At 73.8% G+C, this 17,373-nt stretch carries 20 protein-coding genes; 14 read left to right on the top strand and 6 right to left on the bottom strand.

Going from position 1 to position 17,373, the window contains the following annotated elements:
* Window positions 1–23 precede the first annotated feature (23 nt).
* The 5 genes from HUT06_RS24830 (at window position 24) to HUT06_RS24815 (ending at window position 3,546) form a co-directional block, all read left to right on the top strand.
* Window positions 24–1,010: an ABC transporter substrate-binding protein gene (locus tag HUT06_RS24830; protein WP_176197928.1), complete on the top strand. Its 987-nt coding sequence runs from the start codon at window positions 24–26 to the stop codon at window positions 1,008–1,010.
* Between the two features lie 5 nt (window positions 1,011–1,015).
* Window positions 1,016–1,762 carry a class I SAM-dependent methyltransferase gene (locus HUT06_RS43980; protein ID WP_217711430.1) on the top strand — a complete coding sequence of 249 codons (747 nt, stop codon included), beginning with the start codon at window positions 1,016–1,018 and terminating at the stop codon, window positions 1,760–1,762.
* 35 nt (window positions 1,763–1,797) lie between these two features.
* Entirely contained in the window at window positions 1,798–2,340 is a 543-nt protein-coding gene (locus HUT06_RS24825) for an SDR family oxidoreductase (protein WP_217711807.1), read from the top strand.
* 69 nt (window positions 2,341–2,409) lie between these two features.
* Window positions 2,410–2,778 carry a VOC family protein gene (locus HUT06_RS24820; RefSeq protein WP_176197927.1) on the top strand — a complete coding sequence of 123 codons (369 nt, stop codon included), beginning with the start codon at window positions 2,410–2,412 and terminating at the stop codon, window positions 2,776–2,778.
* 204 nt (window positions 2,779–2,982) lie between these two features.
* Entirely contained in the window at window positions 2,983–3,546 is a 564-nt protein-coding gene (locus tag HUT06_RS24815) for a DoxX family membrane protein (RefSeq protein WP_176197926.1), read from the top strand.
* On the opposite strand, the gene HUT06_RS24810 is transcribed toward HUT06_RS24815, so the two are convergent.
* Window positions 3,435–4,037 (bottom strand): MerR family transcriptional regulator, encoded by a 603-nt coding sequence (locus HUT06_RS24810; RefSeq protein WP_254715366.1) that lies wholly within the window; start codon window positions 4,035–4,037, stop codon window positions 3,435–3,437. The two genes, HUT06_RS24815 and HUT06_RS24810, sit on opposite strands and share 112 nt — an antisense overlap.
* A 44-nt stretch (window positions 4,038–4,081) precedes the next feature.
* Between HUT06_RS24810 and HUT06_RS24805 the strand changes: the two genes are divergently transcribed.
* Window positions 4,082–5,104, top strand: a complete 1,023-nt coding sequence (locus HUT06_RS24805) for a TIGR03617 family F420-dependent LLM class oxidoreductase (RefSeq protein ID WP_176197925.1) — start codon at window positions 4,082–4,084, stop codon at window positions 5,102–5,104.
* 16 nt (window positions 5,105–5,120) lie between these two features.
* On the opposite strand, the gene HUT06_RS24800 is transcribed toward HUT06_RS24805, so the two are convergent.
* The gene (locus HUT06_RS24800) at window positions 5,121–6,026 is read right to left on the bottom strand and encodes a helix-turn-helix domain-containing protein (RefSeq protein ID WP_176201593.1); all 906 of its coding nucleotides are present in this window, start codon (window positions 6,024–6,026) and stop codon (window positions 5,121–5,123) included.
* A gap of 256 nt (window positions 6,027–6,282) precedes the next feature.
* Here HUT06_RS24800 and HUT06_RS24795 point away from each other — a divergent pair, with 256 nt between their 5' ends.
* The 6 genes from HUT06_RS24795 to HUT06_RS24770 all read left to right on the top strand — a co-directional run bounded on the left by HUT06_RS24795 (window position 6,283) and on the right by HUT06_RS24770 (window position 12,093).
* Window positions 6,283–8,403: an Imm49 family immunity protein gene (locus HUT06_RS24795; RefSeq protein WP_176197924.1), complete on the top strand. Its 2,121-nt coding sequence runs from the start codon at window positions 6,283–6,285 to the stop codon at window positions 8,401–8,403.
* An 86-nt stretch (window positions 8,404–8,489) separates the two neighbouring features.
* Window positions 8,490–9,314, top strand: a complete 825-nt coding sequence (locus HUT06_RS24790; protein ID WP_176201592.1) for an MOSC domain-containing protein — start codon at window positions 8,490–8,492, stop codon at window positions 9,312–9,314.
* 94 nt (window positions 9,315–9,408) lie between these two features.
* Window positions 9,409–9,990, top strand: coding sequence for a helix-turn-helix domain-containing protein (locus tag HUT06_RS24785; protein ID WP_176197923.1), 582 nt, complete (start codon window positions 9,409–9,411; stop codon window positions 9,988–9,990).
* A gap of 29 nt (window positions 9,991–10,019) precedes the next feature.
* Window positions 10,020–10,391, top strand: coding sequence for a hypothetical protein (locus HUT06_RS24780; RefSeq protein ID WP_176197922.1), 372 nt, complete (start codon window positions 10,020–10,022; stop codon window positions 10,389–10,391).
* A complete protein-coding gene (locus HUT06_RS24775; protein ID WP_176197921.1) occupies window positions 10,388–11,296 on the top strand; it encodes an ABC transporter ATP-binding protein in 909 nt (302 codons plus the stop codon). The genes HUT06_RS24780 and HUT06_RS24775 overlap by 4 nt, the downstream gene beginning before the upstream one ends.
* Complete coding sequence (locus HUT06_RS24770) at window positions 11,296–12,093, top strand: ABC transporter permease (protein WP_176197920.1); 798 nt, start codon at window positions 11,296–11,298, stop codon at window positions 12,091–12,093. The genes HUT06_RS24775 and HUT06_RS24770 overlap by 1 nt, the downstream gene beginning before the upstream one ends.
* Before the next feature lie 48 nt (window positions 12,094–12,141).
* Here HUT06_RS24770 and HUT06_RS24765 read toward each other — a convergent pair whose 3' ends face one another.
* Window positions 12,142–12,807 carry a PaaI family thioesterase gene (locus HUT06_RS24765; RefSeq protein WP_176197919.1) on the bottom strand — a complete coding sequence of 222 codons (666 nt, stop codon included), beginning with the start codon at window positions 12,805–12,807 and terminating at the stop codon, window positions 12,142–12,144.
* Window positions 12,808–12,921: 114 nt separating this feature from the next.
* Between HUT06_RS24765 and HUT06_RS24760 the strand changes: the two genes are divergently transcribed.
* Window positions 12,922–13,596, top strand: coding sequence for a TetR/AcrR family transcriptional regulator (locus HUT06_RS24760; RefSeq protein WP_176197918.1), 675 nt, complete (start codon window positions 12,922–12,924; stop codon window positions 13,594–13,596).
* Between the two features lie 71 nt (window positions 13,597–13,667).
* Here HUT06_RS24760 and HUT06_RS24755 read toward each other — a convergent pair whose 3' ends face one another.
* Entirely contained in the window at window positions 13,668–14,873 is a 1,206-nt protein-coding gene (locus HUT06_RS24755) for a glycoside hydrolase family 6 protein (RefSeq protein WP_176197917.1), read from the bottom strand.
* A 190-nt stretch (window positions 14,874–15,063) separates the two neighbouring features.
* Window positions 15,064–15,648, bottom strand: a complete 585-nt coding sequence (locus HUT06_RS24750; protein ID WP_176197916.1) for a TIGR03086 family metal-binding protein — start codon at window positions 15,646–15,648, stop codon at window positions 15,064–15,066.
* 76 nt (window positions 15,649–15,724) lie between these two features.
* Here HUT06_RS24750 and HUT06_RS24745 point away from each other — a divergent pair, with 76 nt between their 5' ends.
* On the top strand, window positions 15,725–16,495 hold the full coding sequence (locus HUT06_RS24745; protein WP_176201591.1) for a helix-turn-helix domain-containing protein: 771 nt from the start codon (window positions 15,725–15,727) through the stop codon (window positions 16,493–16,495).
* On the opposite strand, the gene HUT06_RS24740 is transcribed toward HUT06_RS24745, so the two are convergent.
* Complete coding sequence (locus HUT06_RS24740) at window positions 16,490–17,200, bottom strand: DUF4386 domain-containing protein (protein ID WP_217711428.1); 711 nt, start codon at window positions 17,198–17,200, stop codon at window positions 16,490–16,492. The two genes, HUT06_RS24745 and HUT06_RS24740, sit on opposite strands and share 6 nt — an antisense overlap.
* Window positions 17,201–17,373: the final 173 nt, after the last annotated feature.

Below are 17,373 nucleotides of genomic sequence, written 5' to 3'. Positions count from 1 at the left end.
CACCGCAAGGAGCGATGCGCCAGATGAAGCGATACCTCGCCTGGTTCGGGGCCGGGCTGCTGGCCGCCGCGCTGGCCGGATGCGGCCCGGCGGGCCGAGAGGCGGGCGGCCAGAGCGGTACGACGGTGCGCTACCCCCTCACCGTCGAGAACTGCGGGGTGGACGTCAGGGTGGGCGAGGCGCCCTCCCGCGCCATGATCGTCAACAGCGCCCCGCTGCAGTACCTGTCCTCGCTCGGCGTGCTGGACCGGCTGGGCTCGCGCGCCGGGAAGTTCCCCCCGGAGTACTACTCCGAGCAGACCCTCGCGGCGGTCGGCAGGGTGCCGTCCCTCACCGACCGGCTCGGCTCCGACGGGCACCTGAAGATCTCCACCGAGGCGATCATCGCCCGGGAGCCCGACCTGCTGCTCGGCCTGCCGGAGGGCGTCACGCGGGAGTCGCTCGCCGCGGCCGGGATCCCCGTGCTCCTCGAACCGAGCTTCTGCCCGGACGGCATCAAGGACCCCGGCTACGAGACGATCTTCAGCCAGATGCGGCTGTACGGCGAGGTCTTCGACCGGCGGGCCCGGGCCGAGCAGGCGGTGGCGGACCTGCGGAAGCGCATCAAGACCGTCGAAGCGGGACTGACCGGCCGGCAGGGCCGCAAGGTGGCGGTCCTGTGGCCCTACCGGGGCGAGGGGACCGTCGGGGCCTACGGCAGCCGGAGCATGGCCACCCCCCAGCTCGAGACGCTCGGCGCCCGCAACGTGTTCGCCGACGTCGACAAGCGCGTCTTCGAAGTCTCCATGGAGGAGCTGCTGAGACGCGACCCCGACACCATCGTCCTGCTGCACACCGACGGCACCGATGAGGAGATCAAGCAGGCCCTGCTCGACATCCCCGGTGCCAAGGACCTCCGCGCCGTCAGGAACGGCGCGGTCACGGTGCAGTTGTTCAACTTCACCGAACCGCCCACGCCCCTCGTCCTCGACGGCCTGGAACGCCTCGCCGCCTACCTCAAGGGAAAGTGAACGCCATGCCCTCGCACTCGCCGATCCAGGACCGGATCACCTGGTACTGGGACCAGCAGGCCCCCGACTACCAGCAGTTCCAGGAGCAGCGCCTGGCCCACCCCGACTACAGCGCCGCCTGGACCCGCGTCTGGCGGGACGCGCTGCCCGGCGACGCCGAGACCGTGCTCGACGTGGGCACCGGCACCGGTCACGCCGCACTGACCATCGCCGCGCTTGGCCGCCAGGTGACCGGCATCGACATCGCGCCCGCCATGCTGGACTTCGCCCGCGGCAACGCCCGTCGCCGCGGGCTCGACATCACCTTCGTCCAGGGCGACGCGGTCGAGCCCGAAGCGCCGGGCGCCCCGTTCGACGCGCTCGTCAGCCGCTACCTCCTCTGGACGCTGCCCGAGGTCGACACCGCGCTGGGCAACTGGCGCCGCCTGCTCCGCCCCGGCGGCCGCCTGGCCGTCGTGGACGCCCCCTGGCACGCCGGCGGGATGCGCCACTCCGACACCGACCCGAGAGCCCGCGCCTACGACGACGAGGCCCGCCGCGCACTGGTGCTGGCCGAGGCGGAGACCATCACCGCCTGGCAGGACCGGATCACCGCCGCCGGCTTCGTGGACGTCCGGGCCGCACCGCTGGCGGAACTCTACGACCTCGACGGCGTCCACGGCGTCGCGGCCGACCACCGCCGCACCCTGCAGCACCTGATCACCGCACGGAACCCCGAGACGGACGCGACCCGCTCCCGAGACGGGAGCTAGAGGGGCCGGTCGCGCAGGGCGGCGTCGGCCATCGCCTGGAGCTCGTCGCGGCCGACCGGGGACGGGGGCTGGACGTCCTGTTCGCCAACGCCGCCATCACCGAGTTCGCGACGCTCGAGCAGGTCACCGAGGAGCATTTCGACGCCCACTTCGGCATCAACGTCCGGGGCCTGCCGTTCACCGTCCAGAAGGCGCCGCCGCTGCTCGACCACGGCGCCTCGATCATCCTGAACGGCTCCACCGACGCGGAGGCCGGCGATGAGGCGTTCGGCGTGTACGCGGCGAGAAAGGCCGCCGTCCGGTCGTTCTCCCGGACCCGGGCCGGCAAGCTCAAGGGACGCGGCATCCGGGCCAACACCATCACGCCCGGCCCAACCGACACCCCCGGCATGTGGGGGCTCGCTCCCGACGCGGAGCAGGCCGCCGACCTCAGGCGGCAAATGGAGTCGGAGGTGCCGCTGGGCCGACTCGCGCACCCGGCGGAGAACGCCGCCGCCGTGGCCTTCCTCGCCTCCGGGCAGAGCGGCTTCATCCCCGGTTCGAGCCTGGACATCGACGGCGGCCTGAACCAGATGTGAGTGCCGGTGATCGTCACAGGCGCCACGTAGCCTCGCCACGAAGTCCGCACACCATCCGCAGGAGAGAGCATGGACGGCGAAGTTCACTTCGAAGGCGTGGCGCCTGTGATCCCGGTGCAGGACCTGGCCTCCGCGCTCGACCGCTACCGCGCCCTGGGGTTCTCGGCGCGGCAGTCCGACGAGGACTCCCACTACGGGTTCGTCGACTGGGGGCCGGTCTCGCTCCACCTCACCCAGTGGGACGAGCATGACCCCGCCCGCACCGGCGCGGCCGTCTACCTCTACGTCTCAGACGCCGCCGCCCTGCACGCCCAGTGGGCCCGCGCGGGCGTCCCAGGCCGCCTCGGCGAGCCGAACGACACGCCCTACGGACTCCGAGAGTTCGCCTACGTCGACCCCGAAGGAACGCTGCACCGCGTCGGCTCACCGATCCCGTAACCAGCCGTGGCGGTTCAGCCTCCACGGCTCACAGATCAGCCCGAGCGCGCACATCGACCGCCGTCTCGACGTGGCGCCTCGACGAGTCCTGACCGCGGGCCCTTGGTCCCTTCGATCGTGTGACGAACGGACCTACGGCGCGGGCCGCGACGGGGGTTGAGTCAGAGGTGGTGGAACCGGCGATGTGATGGAAGGTGAGAGGCGATGGCACTCTCCGAGCACAAGACCCGTGCGGGTCGGAGCACCCTGATCCGGGTGGTGGCCCCGAGGCCGCTGACCGAGTCGCCCGCGGCCCGTTACGTCTGGGCCGTGGCCCGGCTGGCGCTGGGCTGGGTGTTCGTGTGGGCGTTCCTGGACAAGCTGATCGGCCTCGGCCACGCGACCCCGGCCGGGAAGGGCTGGCTGGACGGCGCCAGCCCGACCGAGGGGTTCCTCGCGCACGCCCCCAAGGGCCCGTTCGCCGGGTTCTACAACGACCTCGCCGGCGCCGCGTGGGCGGACTGGCTGTTCATGATCGGCCTCGCCGGGGTCGGTGCCGCGCTGATGCTGGGCATCGGGATGCGGATCGCCGCCGTGGGCGGCGCGGCGCTGCTGGTCATGATGTGGACGGCCGTGCTGCCTCCGGAGAACAACGTCTTCATGGACGACCACCTGATCTACGCGGTGCTGGTCATCGGACTGGCCCTGGTCAGCGCCGGCGACACCCTGGGCCTGGGCCGCTGGTGGGCCGGCACCGCCCTGGCCAAGCGCTTCCCGGTCCTCAAGTAGCCGACGGCAATCCTCAAGGACGCCCGCCCATCCGGCGGGCGTCCTGCCGTGCGCCATGGCCGGACGTCAGGCCGGGCGGACCGGATGGCCGCCCCGATGTCCGCTTGATCGGCCGCCTTCCGCACCATCACCACCCGGCGGGCGGGTTCGCGCGTGAGCGTCACGTCCGCCTGCGGGAGTCCGTCGCCGAGTACCCGGTCCAGCGCCGCGAGAGTGCGCCTTCGGCGGGCGATGTCGGCCTCCATGCGGGCGCGTACACCGGCGAGCACCCCGTCTTGCCCGGCCAGCACCCGTCCGACCTCCGCAAGAGGTACGTCGGGCGAGCGCAACAGCCCGATCAGCAGCGCCTCGCGGGCTTGCTCCGGCCGGTAGTAGCGGTAGCCGGTGTCCGCGTCGACATGCGCCGGCGCCGGCAGCCCCAGCTCGCCGTAGTGCCTCAGCTGCTTGATGCTGAGCCGGCACAGCCGAGCGAACCGGAAAGCGATGAGCACGGTGGCCAGGAACGCGTGGCCGGAGCGACTGGCACACTGTTCCAGTGAAACTGGATGTGCAGCTGGACGGCAGGCCGGACGAGGCGGCGCGGCGGGCCCGGGCGCTGATCGCCGCCGGAGTGGACGGCCTGTTCACGTTCGAGGGCCCGCACGACGTGTTCCTGCCGCTGGCCGTCGCGGCCGGCTCGGCCGACGTACCGCCGACCGACCTGATGACCAATGTCGCGATCGCGATCCCGCGCAGCCCGATGCACCTGGCCAACACGGCCTACGACCTGCAGTTGCTGAGCGAGGGCCGGTTCCGGCTCGGGCTCGGGTCGCAGATCAGGCCGCACATCGAGAACCGGTACGGCGCGTCCTGGAGCAGGCCGGCGGCCCGGATGCGCGAGACGGTGCTCGCGGTGAAGGCGATCCTGAACTCGTGGCAGGACGGCACCCGGCTCGATTTCCGCGGCGAGTTCACCAAGCACACCCTCATGCCCCCGACGTTCGCTCCAGGGCCGAACCCGTACGGCGTGCCGCCGGTCCTGCTCGGCGCGCTGGGGCCGCTGATGACCCGGACCGCGGCCGAGGTCGCCGACGGGCTGCTGGTGATGCCGTTCCACAGCCGCCGGCACTTCCGCGAGCGCACCCTCCCGGCGGTGGCCGAGGGCCTGGAACTGGCGGGGCGCGAGCGGATCGACCTGTACCCGCAGGCGATCGTCGCGATGGGCGGCACGCCCGCCGAGATCGAGGCCGCGGCCCTCGGCGTGAAGGGACTGCTGGCGTTCTACGGCTCGACTCCGGCGTACCGGCCCGTCCTGGAGATCGAGGGCTGGGGGGATCTGCAGCCCGAGCTGAACGCGCTGTCGAAGACCGGCGACATCATGGCGATGATCGGCCTGATCGACGACACGATGCTGCGGACGCTGGCGGTCGTCGGGACGCCGGCCGAGTGCGCCGCCGAGATCGGGAGCCGGTTCGGCGACGTGGCCGAGCGCGTCTGCGCCTACTTCCCCGGCACGACCCACCCTCCGGAGACCATCACCGCCCTCGCGACCGGACTGCGGGGAGAGGCCGCCGCCTGACCCGCCGGCCGGCCGGTCACGCCGGCCGGCGGTTCGCCCGGCGGTGGTCGCTCGGCGACGCGCCATAGGCCGTGCGGAACGCGCGGGTGAAGGCCGAGTGGTGGGTGAAGCCCCAGCGGGCGCCGATGTCGCGGACCGGAACCGCTCGCTGGGCGGGGTCGGCCAGGTCGCGGCGGGCGCGTTCCAAGCGCTGCCGGCGGATCAGGGCGCCGACGGTGTCGTCCTCGTCCTCGAAGAGGCGATACAGATGGCTGAGCGAGATGTGGTGGGCGGCCGCGACCGCCTGCGGAGTCAGCTCCGGGTCGTGCAGGTTCCTGCGGATGAAGGCGCGGACGCGCAGCACCAGGGTCCGCCGGTGCGCCTCGGGGGACAGGTCCCGGTCGGCGTCGGCGGTGTGGGCGAACAGCGCGGAGGCGAGGTCGGCCAGGACGGCGCCGAGCCGGGGCCCGTCGGTCGTGAGGTAGGTGCCGGTGTCGGCGCAGAGCCGGGTGAGGAAGCCGGCGAGCAGCGCCCCGACGCCCTCGTGCCCGGAGAGCGGCCGGCCGATCGCCCGGTCGGCGCTCTTGCGCGGCAGCGTCAGGAGGTCCTTGGGGATCTCGACTCCGACGGACGTGACCGCCTGGTCGCCGCGGCCCACCCAGACCGTGCACGGCTGCGAGGAGTTCTGGCTGTGCAGGTCGAAGGGCCGGTACTCGGCCTGGTGGCCGTCCCGTTCGGCGCCCGCCGCCCCTTGGAGGATGAGCGTGAGGTTGTAGGTCTCGGGATCGGAGCGCCTGACCAGTCCGGCCGTCCGCCTGGACAGCAGGGGCTGGACGGTCGACGGCCACACGGTCACCTCGCCCAGCAGCAGGGTGCGCGTTCGGCCGCGGAAGTCCGCGGCATGGTCGCTGCTCAAGTCCACGGGGCAGTGGGTGCGCCCCATCCATTCCCGCCAGCGGTCGAATCGGTCCGCCGGTGGAAAATCCTCGGTCCGGTACACCGTCTCGATCAATGGGGCCTCCACGCTCTCAGCGGAGGACACGATACTAAGGGACTTTCTTTTACGGGCGGTTCCGTACGCTCGGCGACCTGCGCGACGACCGGCCGGTGACGCGGAGCCGCCATTCGGGGATCCGGTGTCAAGAAATCTGGGAAGCGGCGTTAAGCGCAACCGAATTGCGCAGGGGAGGGTGGGGCGCGTGTACGAGATCCTCTGTCACCAGGTCGAAAGGCGGCGCATCGACCAGGCGCTCACCGGCATCGAGAACCGGATCTTCTCGCGCTGGCACGCGATGCGCTGGGGGTACGAATTCGATCCCGAAGCGTTCGCGGGGACCTGCGACGAACTCCTGGACCATGTCGCGGCGTGCGCCCGGTCCGACCCGGCGCTGCCGGGGCAGCAGGCGCGTGCCGCACTGCGGACCGCGGCGGAGTGCGCGGCGGCCGTCCTGGACCGCAGGCTCTGGCCGAACGGCGACTTCGAGGTCGGCTTCCCCGTCCTCACCGCCCGGTACGGCACCACGAAGCTCACCAGCCCCGAAACGTCCTACTCCATGGCCGAGCCCCGGACGCCGCCGGTCGCCGAATGGGTCAGGGCGTTCGCGCTGTGCCTGGTCAGCAGTGGCTTCGCGGAGCCGTGGCGCCGGAACCTGGTCCTCAAGTTCGACACCGCGCGCGAGATCCACGCCTCCCGCAGCGAACCGGCGGCCGCGCTGGCCGAGATGGACGCGCTGGCCGGCTACCTCGTCGACGGCGACGACCCTCCGCTGGTCGTCGAACCCGGCCGGCAGGCCCGCGTGCGCGCCGCGCTCCGCCTGGACGCGGCCGGGCCGCTGACCCCTGACCAGCGGCTCCTGCGGGTGCTGCTCGACGACGACCGGTCCGCCTTCCAGCAGGCCCTGGCCGACCGCCTTGAGCGTTACCGCGAAGACATCGGCGACGACCCCGCTCCCCGGACACTGCTGCCCCTCCCCGCCATCGCCCTGGCGCACCTGGCCGTCCTCGCCCACGGATGGCGCCTCGACGTCCGCTCCGGCTACCTGCCCGAAGGGCTGCTCCCCGAGCCCCCGGCGACCGACCCGGCCGGATCCACCGGCATGCCGCGCGATCCCGACGAGCACCTCACCGGCACCCAGCAGCGGGTGCTGCGGCTGATGCCGCTCAACCCCGGACCGCAGATCTCCACCCCCGCGCTCGCCGCCCTGACCGGGCTGCCCGCCGCGGAAGCCTTCGCCACGGTGGAGGCACTGGCCGGGATGCGGCTGGTGGAGGAAGGAGAGCCGTACGGGTGGTGGCGTCCGCGCGACCCGGCCCGGACCTTCGGCACCGCTGAGGCGGGGGAGCGGGACGACGCGCTCGCGCGGCTCCTGGAGCACTACCGGGCCAGTGCCGCCGACGCCGACCGCCGACTCCACCCCACCAGCCGCGATCGCGAGCGGATGTTCACCGGACGAGCCGACGCGCTCGTCTGGCTGGACATCGAGTCGCCCACCCTGATCGCCGCGGCGCGGACCGCCGCCGACACCGGACGCCCCGGCATCACCCGCCACATCGCCCTCGCGTTGGGCGAGTACCTGAACCTGCGGCACCGCACCGCCGACGCGCTCGAAGTGTCCACCCTGGCCTTGCGGGCGGCCCGCCAGTCCGGAGACCGGCACGCCGAGGCCGACGCGCTGAACGGGCTCGGCGTCGCCCTCCGGCGGCTGCGGCGGTTCGAGGAGGCCGTCACCGCGCACACCGATGCCGCCGCCGTCCACCGGCAGGACGACGATCGGCCCGGCGAAGCCAGGACGCTGAACAACCTCGGCAGCGCCCTGCTCATGCTGCGGCGGTACGAAGAGGCCGTCACCGCCTACACCGACGCCGCCGCCATCTACCGCGAGACCGCGCAGCGACGCGGCGAGGGCCTGGCCTTGAACAACCTCGGCAGCGCCTTGCGGGACGCGGGGCGCTTCGAGGAGGCGATCAGCGCGCTCACCGAAGCCGAGCGGATCCTCAGCGAGGCCGGCGACCGGCGCCGCGAAGCGCTGGCCGTCAACAACCTCGGCAGCGTCCTCAAGAAGACGGGGCGCCCGGACGAAGCGGCCACCGCCCACGCCCGCGCCGCGGAGCTCTTCCGCCGGGCCGGCGACCGGCACGGCGAGGCGACGGCGTGGCACGGGCTCGGCCTGGCCCGGCACGCGGCGGGTCGGCCGGACGAAGCCGCGGCGGCGATCGAGAAGGCGGCCGCCGCCTACCGGGACGCCGGCGACCACCACTGGCACCGACGCGCCCTGGACCTGCTGGACCAGATCCGAGCCCGACGGCACGGCGGCGGCTAGGGGACCGCGAGACCGCGGATTCGACCGGCCGGGACGCTGACGTACCGTGTTCGTCGGTTCGATGATCGGGAGGGGACGTGGGAGAGATGGCGGGAACGGCCGTGGCGCTGTGGCGGTATCCGGTCAAGTCGATGCTGGGGGAGGAGCTGTCCTCGGCGGAGGTGGCCGCGACCGGGATCCGCGGTGATCGCGGCTGGGCGCTGCTGGACGCCGGGACCGGGCGGATCGCGAGCGCCAAGAGCCCCCGGCTCTGGCGCGCCCTGCTGACGATGTCGGCGGCGGCCGACGGTGACGGGGTCCGGGTCGTCCTGCCGGACGGCCGGACGGTGCGCGGCGGCGATGCCGGCACCGACGCGGAGCTGTCCGAGGAGCTCGGCCGGGAGGTCGTGCTCACCGACACCCGCCCCGAGGGCGCCACGCTGGCGCGCGCCGTCCCCGACCAGGTGCTCGCGGCGGGGGTCACCGCCGAGGTGGAGGACGAGGAGGTCGTGCTCGGGCAGGGCTCGCCGCCCGGCACGTTCGTCGACTTCGCGCCCGTCCACCTGGTCGGCACCGCGACGCTGGACGCGATCGCCGAGGCGGGGGAGCGCGGCGTGATGGAGGCCGCGCGGTACCGGCCCAACATCGTGCTCGGCACGGACGGGCCCGGCTTCGGCGAGAACGCCTGGGTCGGCCGCGACCTGGCGGTCGGCGAGGCCGTGCTGCGCGTCATGGCGCCGACACCGCGCTGCTCGGTGCCGACGCTGGAGCACGGCGCGCTGCCCCGCGACACCGGCGCGCTGAAGATCCCCGCGCGGCTGAACCTCGTCGAGCCGCTGCCCGGGTTCGGGGAGCGCCCCTGCGCCGGCGTCTACGCGCAGGTCGTGACGCCGGGCAGGGTGAAGGCGGGGGATTCGTTCCGCCTCCTGTGAGAGCGCGGCCGGACGGCGGCCCGTCCCGGGTGCCGTCCGGAGCCGGTCCCGCACGGGTTGTCATTCTCATTATCAAGAATGATAACGTGAGGGTGTGAGCATATCCAAGGAGCGCTGGGCGGAGCTGGCGCTGCACCCGGTGCGGATCCGGATCCTGCGGTCGGTCGCCGGCGGGCGCCGCACCGCGCGCGACGTCGCGAGCCTGCTGCCGGACGTCCCGCAGGCGACGCTGTACCGGCACCTGGCCGCCCTGGTCAAGGGCGGTCTGCTGGACGTGGTGGAGGAGCGCAGGGTCGGCGGCGCGGCCGAGCGCGTCTTCGCCCTGGCCCCCGGCGGCGCGACGCTCGGAGGGGACGCGCTGGCCGCCGCGACGCCCGCCGACCACGAGCGCTACTTCACCGTGTTCGTCTCCAGCCTGCTCGCCGAGTTCGCCCGCTACCTGGCGCGCGAACGGGTCGACCTGGTCGCCGACGGGGTCGGCTACCAGCAGGTCGTGCTGCATCTGGACGACGCCGAGTTCGCCGAGTTCGCCCGCGGCTTCGGCGAACTCCTGCAGCCACTGCTCGGCAACGAGCCGCGCGAGGGGCGGGTGCCGCGGCTGCTGGCGACCGTGCTCCTGCCCCTGGACTCCCCGCCCCCGCCGCCCCCGCCGCCGAACGACAGCGCCGGCCCCTGAACGGCCGGCCGGACAGAAAGGGCCATGCCATGGCAGAAGTGACGATCGCCGAGAACAGCGTCGACATCGAGTTCGACGCCTGGGAGCGGCTCTGGACGCGGCGCGGGCGGGTGAGCGTCCCGCTCGCCGCCATCACCCGGGCCGCGCGCGTCGACGCGCCGCTGCGGGAGGCGCGCGGGTCCCGCCGCGGGCTGGCCGTCTCGGGCTTCGCCAAGATCGGCGTCTGGGGACTGCTGCGCGGCCCCCGGCTGCTCGTCTCGGCACGCCGCGGAGGCCCCGGCCTGCACCTCGCCCTGAACCGCGCGATCAGCGGGGACGAGTTCGACGGCATCGTGCTGTCCCACCCGGACGCGTCCCGGCTCGCCGGCCGCATCCGCGCCGCCACGGGGGTGCGGACGTGACGGGCGGGCTCCGCGTCGAGGCCGCCGGCCTCACCAAGCGGTTCGGCGACGTCACCGCCGTGGACGGGGCCGGCTTCGCCGCCGAACCCGGCCGGATCACCGGGTTCCTCGGCCCGAACGGCGCCGGGAAGACCACGACCATGCGGATGATGGTCGACCACGTCGTCCCCACGTCCGGCTCGGTGACCATCGGCGGCCGGCGCTACCGGGACCTCCCGCGCCCCACGTCGACGGTCGGCGCCGCCTTCGGCGCGGGCTCGTCGCACCCCGGCCACTCGGCCCGCGCGCACCTGCGGGTGTACGCGGCGATGGGCGGCCACCCCGACTCCCGCGTCGACGAGCTCCTCGCCCTCGTCGACCTGGCCGGGGTGGCGCACCGCAGGACGGGCGGCTTCTCGACCGGCATGCGTCAGCGCCTCAACCTGGCGACCGCGCTGCTCGGCGACCCCCGCGTGCTGCTGCTGGACGAACCGGGCAACGGCCTGGACCCCGCGGGCACGGCCTGGCTGCGGTCGTTCCTGCGCCACCTGGCCGGCGAGGGGCGGACGATCCTGGTGTCCAGCCACATGCTCGGCGAGGTCCGGCGGCTGGTCGACGACGTCGTGATGATCAGCGCGGGGCGCGTGGTGGCGGCCGGTCCGCTGGCGGACGTCGCCGGCGCGGCCCCGGCCGTGCTCGTCGAGTCCCCGGACGCCGACGCGCTCGCCGGCGTGCTGGCCGGGGAGCCGCCGGCCGGGCCCGCGCGGCGCGTCGAGCCCGCCGGACCGGGGCGGCTGCGGGTGCACGGCCTGGACGCGGCCCGGGTCGCCGACCTGGCCGCCGCGCACGGGGTCCGCGTCCACGGGCTCGCCGCCGAGGAACCCGACCTGGAACGACTCTTCTTCGAACTGACCGGGGGCGCGTGATGGCAGGGCTGGTCAAGGGCGAGTTCCGCAAGCTGCTGGCGACCCGGGCGTGGCTGCTCGTCCTGCTGGCGGGCGGCCTCCTCGGCGGCGGGCTCGTCGGGACGATGACCCTCGTCGGGCCGGAGAACTTCGACCCCCCGATGCCGGGACTGGACACCGAGGAGGGCGTCCGGGGGATTCTCGGCATCCTCGGCTACACCGCGTTCGTCCCCGCCGCGATCGGGACGCTCGCCATGACGTCGGAGTACCGGCACCGGACGGCCGGCGTCACCTTCCTCTTCGAGCCGCGCCGCTGGCGGGTGCTCGCCGCGAAGCTGCTGGCCCACGGCGTCGCCGGCGCCGCCTACGGGGTCGTCCTCGCCGGTACCGCCGCCGCGGCCTTCTTCGGCGCCTCGGCCGCGCGCGGCCTGACGCTGGGGATGCCCGCCGCCGACATCGCCGGCATCCTCGCCCGCATCGGGGTGGCGATGGTGGCCTACATGCTGCTCGGCACCGGCATGGGCGCGCTGATCCGCAACCAGGCCGCCGCGCTCGTCGTGGTGATCGGCTACCTGTACGCGGGGGAGATGGCGCTGCTGGTGATCCCGGGCGTCCGGGAGCTGTACCCGTGGCTGCCCGGCGGCGCGACCGCCGCGCTGACCGATTTCACGGCCGTCACCGACGCGATGTCCGAGCAGCTGTCCGCCGACCCGGTGCACCTGCTCTCGCCGGCCTCGGGCGCGCTGCTGCTGCTCGCGTACACCGCGCTGGCCGCGACCGCCGCGATCGTCCGCCCGATGCGCCGCGACATCACCTGAGCGACGGGCATAGCGGGCTCTATGTGTTTCGAAGCCCTCGCGGGGGCGTCAGCCGGCCGCGCTCGGCGCTCCCGCGGGCTCGATGAACACCCCTTCGGCCTCGACGGTCACGCCGTCGGCGTCGGAGATCGACGCGACCACGAACACCTTGCGCCCCTCTTCGCGGACGATGCTCGCCTCCAAGCGGAGAGGGCCGAGGGGAGTGCCGCGCCGGTAGCGCATGGTGAGCGTTCCGGTGAAGGTCGTCCGGTGCGTCGCGGACGCCGTCACGCCCATGATGTGGTCGAGGAGCATGGCGGAGACTCCGCCGTGCACCAGCCCGGGAGGCCCCTCGTACGCCGCGCCGAGGACGACGTCGGCGTGGCACCCCGACGGGCCGTGGACGACGTCCAGCGGCGGGGCGACCGCGTTCGCCGCGCCGACGACCGCATTGCCCCAGTTCCAGGCGCGCAGCTCGGAGTTGTACCGGACGCCGGCGGGACCGGGCAGCCGCGCGGCGCGCAGCCGGTCGACGAGCAGGGCGAGCTCGTCGCGGACCCGGTGCACCTCGTCGTCGGCGACCGTCGTGCGGATCGTGGCGTCGACCAGCTCGCGGACGGTTCCGGCGAGCGAGGCCAGCACCGCTTCCCGGCGGTCCACCTCGGGGGTCGGCGTCTCGTCGCGGACGAACCCGCCCACGCCCACCGCGCCTGCATCGGGAAAACGGCTCGTCATGCGCCGACCGTATACCGGAAGGACCGGTGCCGCCAATCATCACATAGAGGTCTCTATGTATAAAACGAGCGCTGCGGACGCCCTCTCCCGGGGCGCCGGATCTACAATCGGCCCGTGACCGAGCCCTCGACCGGCCGGGGCGCGGCGGGCTCCGGCGGCACCGGCACCCCGCTGAACGCGCGGGGCGCCCGGCTCAACCGGCGCGGTCTGGAGACGCGCGCCCGGGTGATCGGGACCGCCGCCGCCATGCTCGCCGACGGCGGGCACGGCGGTGAGATCAGCGCCAACCTCGTCGCGAAGCGCGCCGGAGTCACCTGGGGCACGGTCCAGCACCAGTTCGGGGACGTCGACGGGCTCTGGGCGGCCGTCCTGGAGGAACTGGGAAACCAGGGCGACATGCTGCCGTGGAAGGAGATGGACGACGGGTCCGTCACCGAGCGGATGACCCGGATCGTCGACGCGCTCTGGGCGGGGCTCGACTCGCCTCCCGGACGGGCGGTGGCGACCCTGCGCGGCCTGCTGCCCCGCGACACGGCCGAGTTCGCCGCGACCTACCCGCGCACGGCCGAGCAGCTCAACCGGTGGGACCGCCGCTGGCGGCGCGCCTACGCGCGGGCGTTCCGCGGGCTCGTCGTCGACGCCTACCGGCTGGAGCGCGTGCGCCACCTCCTGCCGGCCGCCGTCCACGGCCTCTACATGGAGCAGCGGCTGAGCACGTGGACCGACATCGACGAGGCGCGCGCCGTGCTGGCCGAATCGGTCGCCGGCTACCTGGAGTCCCGGCGGTGACGACGCGGGACGTTCCGGCGCCGCCGTCGCGGGCGGCGGCGCCGGAACGTCCGGATGCGGCCCGTGTCCGGTCAGCGGAGGGGAGGGACGGCGCGCTGGGAGAGGCCCAGGGCGTACTCGGCCCACCAGGCGCCGGCCGCCGGGTCGACCGCGCCGTACTCGGGATCCTCGGGCCCGGCGGTGCCGCGGGTGCACTGGCCGTCGGACTCGCCGGGGCGCTTGACCCAGAGGAAGGCGTCGACCAGGGGGTCGCCGGTGCGGGTCGAGGGCCGCTCGCCCAGGCCGCGGCCCGGCGGGTTGCACCAGACCTGCGGGTCGGAGTACTCGCCCGCGGGAGGCGTCCACGGCCCCCGGCCGTTGCGGCTGGTGTCCAGGACGAAGTGCGTGAGCCTGCGCGGGTCCTCCGGGACGGTGGCCAGGGCGGCGTCGGAGCAACTGGCCGCGCCCGTCGTCCGGCGGAGGCGCAGGCACTTGGACAGCCGGGTGCCGTACGCGACCAGTTCATCGGTACTGCGGTAGTTCGAGACGTTCAGCGCGAAGCCGTCGGCCTTGGCGATGCCGCCCTTCAGCAGGCGGCTCGCCATGCCGAGCTGGGCGCGCGGTTCGCCGTACCCGGCGTCGTAGTCGTCGAGCGGCTGCCAGTCGGAGTGCCCGGAGTCCACGTAGACGCCGGTGCGCGGCAGCCGCTGCAGGGCGCCGATCGCGTAGTTGATCTCGCGGAAGCGCTCGTCGACCCGGGCGGGGTCCTCGGGGGTGCCGGTGGTGCCGCCGCCGCCCTCGTTGCACCACGGCTCGCTGGACAGCAGCGCCAGCCCGTCCGGCTCGACGATCACCACGGCCCGGCCGCCGCCGACGCCCCTCGCGAACGCGTCGATCCAGGCGCGGTAGGCGGCCTCGTTCGCGGCGCCGCCCGCCGAGTACTGCGAGCAGTCACGGCCCGGCACGTAGTAGGCCACGAGCACGGGGACGGCGCGCTGCCGGGCGGCGCTGACCATCGTCCGCCGCACCGCCGTCCGCACCTCGGCGGGAGTGCCGCCGGTGAACCAGATCGCCTGCGAGACCTTGGACAGGGCCCGCATGTGCGCGGCGTCGTCACCGCGCCCCTCGGCCGCCCAGATCTCGGCCTGCCGCGCGGCGTTGCCGTCGGGCTCGACATAGAACGTGGCCTTCCGCGCCAGTGGATCGTCGTGCCCTAACGCCTGCGCCGGCGCAGGCGCCGTGAGAACCGCGACGATGCCCGCCGCGGCGGCGGCGAGCATCCCGATGCGTCGTCTCATCCGGTAACTCCAGAGTCTGAGGGGGTGGGGGAGGCGCCGGTATGCATGGGAGCGCTCCCATGCTCGGAGTCTGATCACCCTCTGGAGATCCGTCAAGGCCCAACATCAGGACCCGGCCCCGCGTCCGCGCGCGGCCCCGCGTCGGAGCACTTCGCAGCGGACGCGAGGCCGCGCCGGACGGTGCAAAGGTTCAGGCCGGGGGCGTCCAGCCGGGGTCGCGACCGGAGAGCGCGACCGCCCGCCGGAACGCCCCGGCGTCCGCGCCCACCGGGACCGGGTCGGCGAACCCCTCGTACCGCCGGTACATTTCGGCCTGCGCCTCGACGACCCCCAGCAGGAACTCGCCGGCCTCGGCCGAGACGCCGAACTCCTGCCCCGTCGCGGCCGCCACGTCGAAGCCGTGCAGGGCCGTCTCCAGGATGAGCAGCGAGGCGATCTCGGACGCGGGCGACGCCGCCGGGCCCGACCCGATCTCGCCCTCCCACACGGCGGGGTCGGCCCAGGCCGCCACCGCCCGGTCGAGTTGGGCGGCGTACTCCTCCGCCCAGGACGGGTCGGCGGTGAAGTCGCGTTCGACGAGTTCCTGTGGAAGCTCCTCGCGCAGCGCGCGGTGCTCAAGCCCGTGCGAGGTGTAGACCACCCAGTGGTTCACCAGCGCCCGCAGGTCGAACTCCGCGCACGGGGTCGGGCCCGCCATCCCCTCCCGGTCCACGCCGCGGGCGATGCGGGCGGCCTCGGCGGCGCATTCCTTCATGTATGCGTGCAGTTCGTTCATGGTCTCCACGCTAGGGAGACCCGCGGGTGCGGGTCTTGGAGGAACGCGCCAAAGTACCCTGGTGCCCGTGGGAGAGATGGGGCGCGGCGTGCTGTTTCCGCACCTGAACGCGTCCGTCGCCGAGCTCGACCGCCGTCCGCCGGGCCCCGCTCTGGCCCGGTCCGTGGAGCTCTACTGGCGCGTCCGCTGGCACACGGCCGAGCCGTACGAGACCAAGGTGCTCGCCCATCCCAATGTGCACCTCGTCTTCGAAGAGCCCCGCGCGCTCGTGTACGGGGTCGACCGCGGCCTGTTCGTGCGGCGCCTCGAAGGGCGGGGCCAGGTCCTGGGGGTGAAGTTCCGGCCCGGAGGCTTCCGGCCGTTCGTCGACGGGCCGGTCAGCGCCCTGGCCGACCGCAGGATCCCGGCCGCGGAGCTGCTCGGCCCGGCCGTCGACGAGGTCAACCGGGCCGTGCTCGGCGGCGCCGGCACGACCGAGATGGTCCGCCTGGCGGAGGCTTTCCTGGAGCCCCTGCTCCCCGAGCCGGACCCCGCCGCCGAAGAGGCCGCGGCCATGGTCGGACGCATCACCGCGGACCCCGGGCTGTTCCGCGTCGACCAGGCCGCCGAGCAGCTGCACGTGTCCGTCCGGACCCTGCAGCGGCTCTTCGCCGAGTACGTGGGGGCGAGCCCGAAGTGGGTGCTGCGCCGGGCCCGCCTCCACGAGGCGGCCACGCGCGCCGACGAGGGCGCACGCATCGACTGGAGGGCGCTGGCGGGCGATCTCGGCTACTACGACCAGGCCCACCTGACCCGCGACTTCACCGCAGCGGTAGGCGTCTCCCCGGCCCGCTACGCGCGCTCATAGCGCGGCCGACGGGCGGAACCCCTTGGCGAGGAGCCAGATGCCCAGCGACAGCTCCCAGGCGATCTCCGGCGCGGTGAACAGGAAGTTCACCGGGGACTGCTGCTCGTAGGCGCCGAGCAGGACGGCGGTCGCGGTCGCGCAGGCGATGGGGCCGCCGATGAGCCCGATCAGCGCCATGGGGCGCGGCACCAGACCCGACCGGTACATCAGGTAGCCCAGCAGCAGCCCGTTGCCGAAGCCCGCGCAGAAGGCGGGGCCGAGCAGGAACGTCTGGTCCTTGAACGCCACCAGCGACCGGCCGAGCAGCACCGCGTCGGCGCCGCCCTCGCCGGCCAGGTCCTGCCGCAGGGTCACCACGGCGAGCACGCAGGCGATGCCCATCACGATCACGGTCGATTCGAGGATCCGCAGGCCGACGTAACCGAGGGCGATGCTCTCGCTCTGCCGCTTCAGGACCGGGAACAGCACGACCGCGGTGGCGACGTTCGCGACGGCGGTCAGGATCTCAAGGAGGGCTCCGAGCTGCACCCGCCCGTCCGCGCCCCCGCCCAGGATGTAGTCCGCGTCGTTGAGGACCGGGTCGTACAGCAGCACCGCCGGGATCGAGAAGACGAAGGTCAGGACGAACCAGACGCCGGCGATCCTGGCGGTGCGTTGAACGGCGTCCACCGGGGTCTCCGGCATCCGGGAACTGGTCGCTTCCACGTGGCTCTCCAAGGCTCGGCCCGGCGCCGCCCGCTTGCCGGGTAGCCGTAGAGAACCACGTCGGACGGGCGCTGTCCCCGCCCGCCGGTGGCCGGTTCCAGCCGCGCGCTCGCCGTGCCGCAAAGGTCGCCGGAGGAGTGCGCGGGGAACTCGGCGTACGGGTGGCGTGGCGC

It is taken from the genome of Actinomadura sp. NAK00032 (genome assembly GCF_013364275.1).
Classification (GTDB): domain Bacteria; phylum Actinomycetota; class Actinomycetes; order Streptosporangiales; family Streptosporangiaceae; genus Spirillospora.
The sequence above is the reverse complement of the archived record's forward strand: the minus strand, read 5'-3'. Positions and strand labels throughout refer to the sequence as shown.